Consider the following 9,927-nt stretch of genomic DNA (forward strand, 5'->3'; position numbering starts at 1 on the left):
TACGCCGCACTACATCCCGAGCTTCGCCGTCGTCAGCCGGCCGATCGCGTCCTGCTCGCCGTCCATCTCCACCCGTGCCGCGTCCTGCCGCCCGAACGCGAACAGCAGCAGCTCGCCCGGCTCGCCGGTCACCGTCACCACCGGGGTGCCCCTGTGCGCCACCGCCGTCTGCCCGTCCGGGCGGCGCAGCACCAGCCCCACCGGCGCCTTGCGCCCCAGGACCCGCGCCGCCTTCTCCGTGCGCGACCACAGGACATCGGCGAACACCGGGTCCAGCTCCCGCGCCGACCAGTCCGGCTGTGCCCGGCGTACGTCCTCCGTGTGCACGAAGAACTCCACGGTGTTCGCCACCTCGTCCAGCTGCTTGAGCCCGAACGGGGACATGCGCGGGGGACCCGTTCGGATGAGCTGGATCAGCTCCTCGTACGGCTTGTCGGTGAATTCGGTCATGACCCGCTCGCGCCGGTTCTTCAGCGGACCGATGACCAGACCCGCCGCCGCGTCCGGCCGACGCTCCCGCACCACCACGTGGGCCGCCAGATCGCGGGCCGTCCACCCGTGGCAGAGAGTCGGGGCCTCCGGGCCCACGGCCTCCAACAGGTCGGCAAGCAGAAGTCGTTCGCGCTTCGCATGGGTCGACATGCCCGCCAGCGTACGACCGCCGACCACCGTCCGCCCAGTGGACGCACGCCCGAACGGCCTCCCGGGCCACGGCACAATGGGCACATGACCAGCACGCCCGGCACCCCCCGGCCCGCAAGTGACCTCGACCCCGCCATCGCCGCCCGCCTCAAGCGCGGCGCCGACGGACTGGTCCCGGCCATCGCCCAGCAGTACGACACCGGCGAGGTGCTGATGCTCGGCTGGATGGACGACGAGGCGCTGCACCGCACCCTGACCACCGGCCGCTGCACCTACTGGTCGCGCAGCCGCCAGGAGTACTGGGTCAAGGGCGACACCTCCGGCCACATCCAGCAGGTGAAGTCCGTCGCCCTGGACTGCGACGCCGACACCGTCCTCGTCAAGGTCGACCAGACGGGCGCCGCCTGCCACACGGGCGACCGCACCTGCTTCGACGCCGACGTCCTCCCGCTCGGACAGTAGGGTCTGCCGCCATGGACCTCGACACGTTCCGCAAGCTGGCCGTCGACCGGCGCGTCATCCCCGTCACCCGCCGGCTCCTCGCCGACGGCGACACCCCGGTCGGTCTCTACCGCAAGCTCGCGGGGGAGCGCACCGGCACGTTCCTGCTGGAGTCCGCGGAGAACGGCCGCACCTGGTCGCGCTACTCCTTCATCGGCGTACGCAGCGCCGCCACGCTCACCACCCGCGACGGCGAGGCCCACTGGCTCGGCACCCCGCCGGTCGGTGTCCCCGTCGACGGCGACCCGCTCCAGGCCCTGCGCGCCACCATCGAGACCCTGCACACCCCGCACGACCAGGAAGCCGGACTGCCGCCCTTCACCGGCGGCATGGTCGGCTACCTCGGATACGACATCGTGCGCCGGCTGGAGAAGATCGGTGAGAGCGGCGGCGACGACCTGAAGCTGCCCGAGCTGACGATGCTGCTCACCTCGGACCTCGCCGTCCTCGACCACTGGGACGGCAGCGTCCTGCTGATCGCCAACGCGATCAACCACAACGACCTGGCCACCGGTGTCGACGAGGCGTACACCGACGCCGTCGCCCGGCTCGACGCCATGGAGCAGGACCTGCGCCGTCCCGTCGAGAACGCCCCGGCCGCCCTGCCCCCCTCCGAACTCCCGCCGTACACCGCCCTGTGGGGCGGCCCCGCGTACCAGGACGCGGTCGAGGACGTGAAGGAGCGCATCAGGGCAGGCGAGGCCTTCCAGGTCGTTCCCTCCCAGCGCTTCGAAACACCGTGCACCGCAAGCGCGTTGGACGTCTACCGGGTGCTGCGCGCCACCAACCCGTCGCCGTACATGTACCTCTTCCGTTTCGACGGCTTCGACGTCGCGGGCTCCAGCCCCGAGGCCCTCGTCAAGGTCGAGGACGGCCGCGCGATGGTCCACCCCATCGCCGGCACCCGGCACCGCGGCGCCACCCCGCAGGAGGACCAGGCCCTCGCCGACGAACTCCTCGCCGACCCGAAGGAACGGGCCGAGCACCTGATGCTCGTCGACCTCGGCCGCAACGACCTGGGACGGGTCTGCGAACCCGGCAGCGTCGAGGTCGTCGACTTCATGTCGATCGAGCGGTACTCGCACGTGATGCACATCGTGTCCACCGTCACCGGCCGCGTCGCCGAGGGCCGCACCGCCTTCGACGTCCTCACCGCGTGCTTCCCGGCGGGCACCCTCTCCGGAGCGCCCAAGCCGCGCGCGATGCAGATCATCGAGGAGCTCGAACCCACGCGCCGCGGACTGTACGGCGGCTGCGTCGGCTACCTCGACTTCGCCGGGGACTCGGACACCGCCATCGCGATCCGCACCGCGCTGCTGCGGGACGGCACGGCGTACGTCCAGGCCGGCGCCGGTGTCGTCGCCGACTCCGACCCGGTCGCCGAGGACACCGAATGCCGGAACAAGGCCGCGGCGGTGCTGCGCGCCGTACACACGGCGAACCGCCTCGGCGGCAACTGAGACGGCCGGCACACGGGGGGCGGTCGGCCACCACGGGGCCGTAAGGGATAGTGGAGTACGTGAGCGCCGTCCCCGTACCCCAGCCCCGTGCCGAAGCCGCCGCCGCGCCCGACAGTGCGGGAAGCCGCCGAAGCCTGGCAGCCGGCCTGCTCCTCGGGGCGGCCGGCGCCACCGTCGTGCTGCTCGCCTCCGGGCAGACCTGGGCCGGGGGCAAAGCCGCGATCGGCGGCGGCACCCTGGCGCTGAACGCCGACGGACAGGACGTCACCGGCCTCCCCGCGGCCCTTGCCATAGTCGGTCTGGCCGCCCTCGTCGCCGTCTTCGCCGTCCGCGGCGCCGGCCGGCTGGCCGTCTCCGGGCTCCTGGCCCTCAGCGGGCTCGGCGCCGCACTGAGCGCCTACCTCGGCGCATCCGACAGCGCCGCACTCGACGAGAAGGCCGCGCAGGCCACCGGCGACAGCTCCGCCACCATCGAGGCCCTCAGTCACACGGCCTGGCCCTACGTCACCGCGGTCGGCGGCCTGCTGATCCTGCTCGCCGGGCTCCTCGCCCTGCGCTTCGGCAGCCGCTGGCCCACGATGTCCGGACGGTACGAGCGCGACGGCACCCCCCGGCCCCGCAAGACCCCCCGCGCCGCCCCGGACCCCGACCGGCCCGAGGACCTGTGGAAGGCCCTGGACCGCGGTGAGGACCCGACGCGCGAGGCATGACCCCCCAGCTCACGTCGCACTCGCACGTACGGGACAATGGCCGTGAGCTCGCAGCACCGCGGCACCCACAGCGGCACGGGCGCGGCGACCCCGAGCGATACCAACAGCGCAACACCAACGAGGAGCAACTCATGGCGGGCAGCAGCCACGGACACACCCCGGCCGCCTGGACCGGTGTCATCATCGCCTTCATCGGCTTCTGCATCGCGGGCGTCTTCATGGTCGCGGCCAACCCCCTCGGCTTCTGGGCCGGCATCGTCGTCGTCTTCGTCGGCGGGATCGTGGGCCTCGCGATGAAGGCCGCCGGCCTCGGCATGCCGAAGGAGTCGTCGGAGCTGGCGGCGGCCAGGGCCCGTGCCGGGCAGGCGCAGACCTCCTGAATTCCTTTCGCGGACGCACGCGTGCGAGGCGCAGCCCGGTCCGGGCTGCGCCTTTCCGTCTCAACGGCGACAATCACCGAGTGGACGCATCGTCTTTCCCCGCAGCGCCTTCACAGGCCGCCGCCCCACCGGTTCCGGGCCCGCACCCGGTGACCGGCCCGCCGGCGGCGCCCGGACACGGGCCGGCGCCGGTCTTCCCTCCCGGGCCCGCCCCCGTCGCCGCTCCCGTCCCACGGCTCCGACGGATCGCCACGCCGGCCGCCGTCCTGGCCGGCGTCGTCGGAGCCTTCGCCTACGTCGGCACCGTCGATCCCAACGAACCGGGTCACTACCCGGTCTGCCCGCTGCTCCGGTTCACCGGCATCTACTGCCCCGGCTGCGGGGGACTGCGCAGCGCCCACGCCTTCGCGCACGGCGACGTCGTGGCGGCGCTCGGTTCCAACGCCCTCGCGGTCATCGGATACGCGGCCTTCGCCGTGCTCTGGGCCCTCTGGATGGTCCGCGCGGCCGCCGGGAGGCCGCTGCGGATCGACCTCAAACCGGTCCACTGGTGGGGGATCGGAGCCGTACTGCTGATCTTCTCCGTGGTCCGGAACCTGCCGTTCGGATCGGCGCTGGCGCCGTGAATGCCCAGGTAGTGGGACATCCGCCGGACGGATGCGGGCCCACCGGCCTCCTGCGGATACCATCGACAGGGGCAGTCCTGTTCCCTTGTCAACGTCCCGGAAGGGGGCCTCTCGCGTGAGTGTGCTCGACGAGATCATCGACGGCGTTCGCGCCGACCTCGCGGAGCGACAGGCGCGCGTCAGCCTCGACGAGCTCAAGGAACGCGCAGCCCGCGCTCCCCAGGCCAAGGACGGAGTCGCCGCCCTGCGTGGCGAAGGCGTGACCGTCATCTGCGAGGTCAAGCGCTCCAGCCCCTCCAAGGGCGCCCTTGCCGCGATCGCCGATCCTGCCGCGCTCGCCGCGGACTACGAGGCCGGGGGCGCGTCCGTCATCTCGGTCCTCACCGAGGAGCGCCGCTTCGGCGGATCGCTGGCCGACCTGGAGGCCGTCCGCGCCAAGGTCGACATCCCGATCCTGCGCAAGGACTTCATCGTCACCTCGTACCAGCTGTGGGAGGCACGCGCCTACGGCGCCGACCTCGCCCTGCTGATCGTCGCAGCCCTCGACCAGCAGGCCCTCGTCTCCCTGATCGAGCGCGCCGAGTCCATCGGCCTCACGCCGCTGGTCGAGGTGCACGACGAGGAGGAGGCGGAGCGCGCGGTGGAGGCCGGTGCGAAGATCATCGGCGTCAACGCGCGCAACCTGAAGGACCTCAAGGTCGACCGCTCCACCTTCGAGCGCGTCGCCCCCGAGATCCCCGACCACATCGTCAAGGTCGCCGAGTCCGGCGTCCGCGGCCCGCACGACCTCATCGCCTACGCCAACGCCGGCGCGGACGCCGTACTGGTCGGCGAGTCCCTGGTCACCGGCCGCGAGCCGCGGGCGGCCGTCGCCGACCTGGTCGCCGCCGGCGCCCACCCGGCGCTCCGGCACGGACGGAGCTGACCGCACCCGTGTCCGCCGACCGTTCCGCGCTCCGCCCCCGGGCGGGCCTTCGCCCCGCCGGGGCGCGGCAGTTGCGGGACCCGCACGCGCCGCTGGCGCGCGGCTGCCGCCCCCGCGGCTGCCGCGCACCCGCCCGCCGTGTGCACGGACGGCGGGTGCGGTACGTGATCGGCGACGAACCCGGTCAGGTCAACGGCATGCGATGGCGCACGGGGTCCGCGCAGTAGAGCGAGCCCCGGCCGTCACCCCCCGCCCCACCCGGCGGATCCGCACGACCGCACCGCCCGGCCGTCATGGCCGCGGCGGGGCCCGCTCACGGCGCCCTACGGTGAACCCACCCACTGCCATGCCGAGGAGCACGTCGAGATGTCGTCCGACTTCTTCATTCCGGACCCGGAGGGTCTGATCCCCAGCGCCGAGGGGTACTTCGGTGCCTACGGCGGAAAGTTCATCCCGGAGGCGCTCGTCGCCGCCGTGGACGAGGTCGCCGTCGAGTACGACAAGGCCAAGGCCGACCCTGCCTTCGCCGCCGAACTCAACGAACTGATGGTGAACTACACCGGCCGGCCCAGCGCCCTGACCGAGGTCGGGCGCTTCGCCGAGCACGCCGGCGGAGCACGGATCTTCCTCAAGCGCGAGGACCTCAACCACACCGGTTCGCACAAGATCAACAACGTGCTGGGCCAGGCGCTGCTCACCAAGCGCATGGGCAAGACCCGCGTCATCGCGGAGACCGGAGCAGGCCAGCACGGGGTCGCCACCGCGACCGCCTGTGCGCTCTTCGGCCTCGAATGCACCATCTACATGGGCGAGATCGACACCGAGCGCCAGGCGCTGAACGTGGCGCGCATGCGGATGCTGGGCGCCGAGGTCATCGCCGTGAAGTCCGGCTCCCGCACGCTCAAGGACGCCATCAACGAGGCGTTCCGCGACTGGGTCGCCAACGTGGACCGCACCCACTACCTCTTCGGTACGGTCGCGGGCCCGCACCCCTTCCCGGCGATGGTCCGGGACTTCCACCGGGTGATCGGCGTCGAGGCCAGGCGGCAGATCCTGGAGCGGGCCGGCCGGCTGCCGGACGCCGCGATCGCCTGCGTCGGCGGCGGCTCCAACGCCATCGGCCTCTTCCACGCCCTCATTCCGGATGCCGGAGTGCGTCTCATCGGCTGCGAGCCCGCCGGGCACGGAGTGGAGACCGGCGAGCACGCCGCGACCCTGACCGCGGGCGAACCGGGCATCCTGCACGGCTCGCGCAGCTACGTCCTCCAGGACGACGAGGGCCAGATCACCGAGCCCTACTCCATCTCGGCCGGTCTGGACTACCCGGGCATCGGCCCGGAGCACGCGTACCTGAAGGACACCGGCCGGGGCGAGTACCGCGCGGTCACGGACGACGCGGCCATGCAGGCGCTGCGCCTGCTCTCCCGCACCGAGGGGATCATCCCGGCCATCGAGAGCGCGCACGCGCTGGCCGGCGCCCTGGAGGTCGGCAAGGAGCTCGGCAAGGACGGCCTGATCCTGGTCAACCTGTCCGGCCGCGGCGACAAGGACATGGACACCGCAGCGCGCTACTTCGGGCTGTACGAGGCCGACGCGGCCGTCGAGGCCGACGCGGACAGCGATGGCGCCGAGATCGAGGGGGACGTCAAGTGAGCGGCAACATCGAACTGCTGAACACCAGGCTCGCCGCCGCCGGCGCCGAGAACCGGGCCGCGCTGATCGCGTACCTGCCCGCCGGCTTCCCGACCGTTGACGGCGCCATCGAGGCCATCAAGGCCGTGGCCGCCGGCGGCGCCGACATCATCGAGGTGGGGCTGCCCCACAGCGACCCCGTGCTCGACGGCCCCGTCATCCAGACCGCCGACGACATCGCACTGCGCGGCGGCGTACGGATCGCCGACGTGATGCGTACGGTCCGCGAGGCGTACGAGGCGACCGGCATCCCGATCCTCGTCATGACCTACTGGAACCCGATCGACCGGTACGGCGTCGAGCGCTTCACCGCCGAGCTCGCCGAGGCCGGCGGCGCCGGGTGCATCCTGCCCGACCTCCCGGTCCAGGAGTCCGTGCTGTGGCGGGAGCACGCCGGCAAGCACGGTCTGGCGACCGTGTTCGTCGTCGCGCCCAGCAGCAAGGACGAGCGCCTCGCCACCATCACGGCGGCCGGCTCCGGTTTCGTCTACGCGGCGTCCCTGATGGGAGTCACCGGCACCCGGGCCTCGGTCGGCGAACAGGCCGAGGACCTGGTGCGGCGCACCCGCGCCACCACCGGCATCCCGGTCTGCGTCGGTCTCGGCGTCTCCAACGCCGACCAGGCCGCCGAGGTCGCCGCGTTCGCCGACGGCGTCATCGTCGGCACCGCCTTCGTCAAGCGGATGCTCGACGCCCCGGACGAGGCGGCAGGCCTCGCCGCCGTCCGTTCGCTGGCGGCCGATCTGGCCCTGGGTGTTCGAAAGCGCTGACACCCGTCGTCATCCGAATGGGTGGATATGGGACCGGGGAGGCACGCGAGTGCCTCCCCGGTTCGTTGCTGCGGGTGTGAGCGAGAAGAACCAAGAGGGAAAAAGGGCCGCGCGTGACCGGCTGATCCAGCAGCGGGAGCAGGCGAGGGCGCTTGAGCGCCGCCGTCGCACGCTGATCGTCTCCGCGGCCGTCGTGGGGGTCCTGGGACTGGCCGCCGTCGTCGGCGTGATCGCGGCGAACACCGGCGGCAAGGGCGACAAGGGCAAGGCGTCCGGCCCCGCCGTCGCGCCGTCCGGTGCCACCGGCAAGGACAGCCTGGCCATTCCGGTGGGAGCGGACGACGCCCCGTCCACGCTCACGATCTGGGAGGACTTCCGCTGTCCGGTCTGCGCCCAGTTCGAGACCGCGTTCCGCGACACGATCCACCAGATGGAGCAGAGCGGCCAGATCAAGGTCGAGTACCACTTCGCCACGCTGATCGACGGCAACATGGGGGGCAGCGGCTCGCTCAGGGCGGCCAACGCGGCAGCCTGCGCCCAGGACGCCGGCAAGTTCCCCGCGTACCACGACGTCCTCTACAGCAACCAGCCGCAGGAGGCCGACGACGCCTTCGCCGACAACGGCAAGCTGATCGAGCTGTCCAAGAAGGTGGAGGGGCTCGACACGCCCACGTTCCGCAGTTGCGTGGAGGACGGTGCGCACGACGCCTGGGTCCAGAAGTCCAACACCGCGTTCCAGAACGGCGGATTCCAGGGGACACCGACGGCGCTCCTCAACGGCGAGTCGATCTTCCCCAAGAAGGGGGACGAGCCCATCACCGTGGCCAACCTGAAGAAGTGGGTCGCCGAGGCCAACAAGGGCAAGAAGCCGGGCACGGCCACACCTGCCCCCTCGGGCTCCTGAGCGGCGCGCAACCAGGGGAATCGATGACCTGCTCGTTACCCAGACGTTGTCGGGCGGGTTGCCGTACGTCCCGCCCGGCAGGGTAGCGTCGACGATGCCATGAACCTTGCCTACATTCCCAGCCCGTCGACCGGCGTGATCGATCTCGGACCGATCCCGCTCCGCGGCTACGCGTTCTGCATCATCATCGGTGTCTTCGTCGCCGTCTGGTTCGGCAACAAGCGCTGGGTCGCCCGAGGGGGCAGAGCCGGCACCGTTGCCGACATCGCCGTCTGGGCCGTGCCCTTCGGCCTCGTCGGAGGGAGGCTCTACCACGTCATCACCGACTACCAGCTGTACTTCAGCGACGGTGAGGACTGGGTCGACGCCTTCAAGATCTGGCAGGGCGGCCTCGGCATCTGGGGTGCGATCGCGCTCGGCGCGGTCGGTGCCTGGATCGGCTGCCGCCGCCGCGGCATCCCGCTGCCGGCCTGGGCCGACGCGCTCGCCCCCGGCATCGCCCTGGCCCAGGCCTGCGGCCGCTGGGGCAACTGGTTCAACCAGGAGCTGTACGGCCGGGCCACCGACGTCCCGTGGGCGCTGAAGATCAGCGAGGGCCCCAACCGGGTCGCCGGCACCTACCACCCGACCTTCCTGTACGAGTCGCTGTGGTGCATCGGTGTGGCGCTCCTGGTGATCTGGGCCGACCGCCGCTTCAAGCTCGGACACGGGCGGGCCTTCGCGCTGTACGTGGCCGCGTACTGCGCGGGCCGTGCCTGGATCGAGTACATGCGCGTCGACGAGGCCCACCACATCCTGGGCCTGCGCCTGAACGTGTGGACCGCGCTGATCGTGTTCGTGCTGGCCGTGACGTACATCGTGATCTCGGCGAAGGTACGGCCGGGGCGCGAGGAGATCGTCGAGCCGGAGGCGGTCGACGCCGCAGGCGTCGAGGACACGGAGTCCGGTGACACGGAGCCTTCCGCCGGTGCGACGCCGGCCGATGCCGGCGCGAAGCCGGCCGACGTCGAGGCCGAGCCCGAAGCGGACGCGCCGAAGACGAACGGTGAGGCGGAGACGGCCAAGGGCTGACGCCCACACACACGAGGACGAGGGGCCGCCGAACCATTCGGCGGCCCCTCGTCATGTGGTGCGCACGTCCACCGGGACCAGGTGCGTCCTCGATGACCGCCGGACGGGCGTGCCCCCGCTGCCCGCACGGAATCTCTGCGGGTCGTGGCGCCCCCCGGTAGCCGGCGGTTCCGGTTCCGCCGGGCAGCGCGGCATCAGGCCCGTCCGGCGACTGAGGACAAGCCGGTCAGCGGGACTCCTCCCGCT

At 72.0% G+C, this 9,927-nt stretch carries 12 protein-coding genes; 11 read left to right on the forward strand and 1 reads right to left on the reverse strand.

Translation table 11 applies throughout. The annotated features are described in order from the left end of the window. Positions 1–9: 9 nt before the first annotated feature. Complete coding sequence (locus OG538_RS27200) at positions 10–642, reverse strand: TIGR03085 family metal-binding protein (protein ID WP_406097898.1); 633 nt, start codon at positions 640–642, stop codon at positions 10–12. An 84-nt stretch (positions 643–726) separates the two neighbouring features. Here OG538_RS27200 and hisI point away from each other — a divergent pair, with 84 nt between their 5' ends. From hisI to lgt, 11 genes are all read left to right on the forward strand, one after another. After that, the gene (hisI, locus tag OG538_RS27205) at positions 727–1,104 is read left to right on the forward strand and encodes a phosphoribosyl-AMP cyclohydrolase (protein WP_406097900.1); all 378 of its coding nucleotides are present in this window, start codon (positions 727–729) and stop codon (positions 1,102–1,104) included. Between the two features lie 11 nt (positions 1,105–1,115). Beyond that, a complete protein-coding gene (locus tag OG538_RS27210) occupies positions 1,116–2,603 on the forward strand; it encodes an anthranilate synthase component I (protein ID WP_406097902.1) in 1,488 nt (495 codons plus the stop codon). Between the two features lie 50 nt (positions 2,604–2,653). Next, positions 2,654–3,313, forward strand: coding sequence for a TIGR02234 family membrane protein (locus OG538_RS27215; RefSeq protein ID WP_406097904.1), 660 nt, complete (start codon positions 2,654–2,656; stop codon positions 3,311–3,313). A gap of 131 nt (positions 3,314–3,444) precedes the next feature. Next, positions 3,445–3,693 carry an HGxxPAAW family protein gene (locus OG538_RS27220; RefSeq protein WP_266777642.1) on the forward strand — a complete coding sequence of 83 codons (249 nt, stop codon included), beginning with the start codon at positions 3,445–3,447 and terminating at the stop codon, positions 3,691–3,693. 149 nt (positions 3,694–3,842) lie between these two features. After that, positions 3,843–4,319: a DUF2752 domain-containing protein gene (locus OG538_RS27225; protein WP_406100325.1), complete on the forward strand. Its 477-nt coding sequence runs from the start codon at positions 3,843–3,845 to the stop codon at positions 4,317–4,319. A 115-nt stretch (positions 4,320–4,434) separates the two neighbouring features. Further along, positions 4,435–5,244, forward strand: a complete 810-nt coding sequence (gene trpC / locus OG538_RS27230) for an indole-3-glycerol phosphate synthase TrpC (RefSeq protein ID WP_406097906.1) — start codon at positions 4,435–4,437, stop codon at positions 5,242–5,244. Positions 5,245–5,384: 140 nt separating this feature from the next. Next, entirely contained in the window at positions 5,385–5,471 is an 87-nt protein-coding gene (trpM, locus tag OG538_RS27235) for a tryptophan biosynthesis modulator TrpM (protein ID WP_406100326.1), read from the forward strand. Positions 5,472–5,610: 139 nt separating this feature from the next. After that, positions 5,611–6,897 (forward strand): tryptophan synthase subunit beta, encoded by a 1,287-nt coding sequence (gene trpB / locus OG538_RS27240; RefSeq protein WP_406097907.1) that lies wholly within the window; start codon positions 5,611–5,613, stop codon positions 6,895–6,897. Then, entirely contained in the window at positions 6,894–7,706 is an 813-nt protein-coding gene (gene trpA, locus OG538_RS27245; RefSeq protein WP_406097909.1) for a tryptophan synthase subunit alpha, read from the forward strand. The genes trpB and trpA overlap by 4 nt, the downstream gene beginning before the upstream one ends. 76 nt (positions 7,707–7,782) lie before the next feature. Beyond that, the gene (locus OG538_RS27250; protein WP_406097911.1) at positions 7,783–8,610 is read left to right on the forward strand and encodes a thioredoxin domain-containing protein; all 828 of its coding nucleotides are present in this window, start codon (positions 7,783–7,785) and stop codon (positions 8,608–8,610) included. 99 nt (positions 8,611–8,709) lie between these two features. After that, entirely contained in the window at positions 8,710–9,681 is a 972-nt protein-coding gene (gene lgt, locus OG538_RS27255) for a prolipoprotein diacylglyceryl transferase (protein ID WP_406097913.1), read from the forward strand. The last annotated feature ends 246 nt before the right edge of the window (positions 9,682–9,927 follow it).

This window comes from Streptomyces sp. NBC_01013 (assembly GCF_045162765.1).
GTDB lineage: Bacteria > Actinomycetota > Actinomycetes > Streptomycetales > Streptomycetaceae > Streptomyces.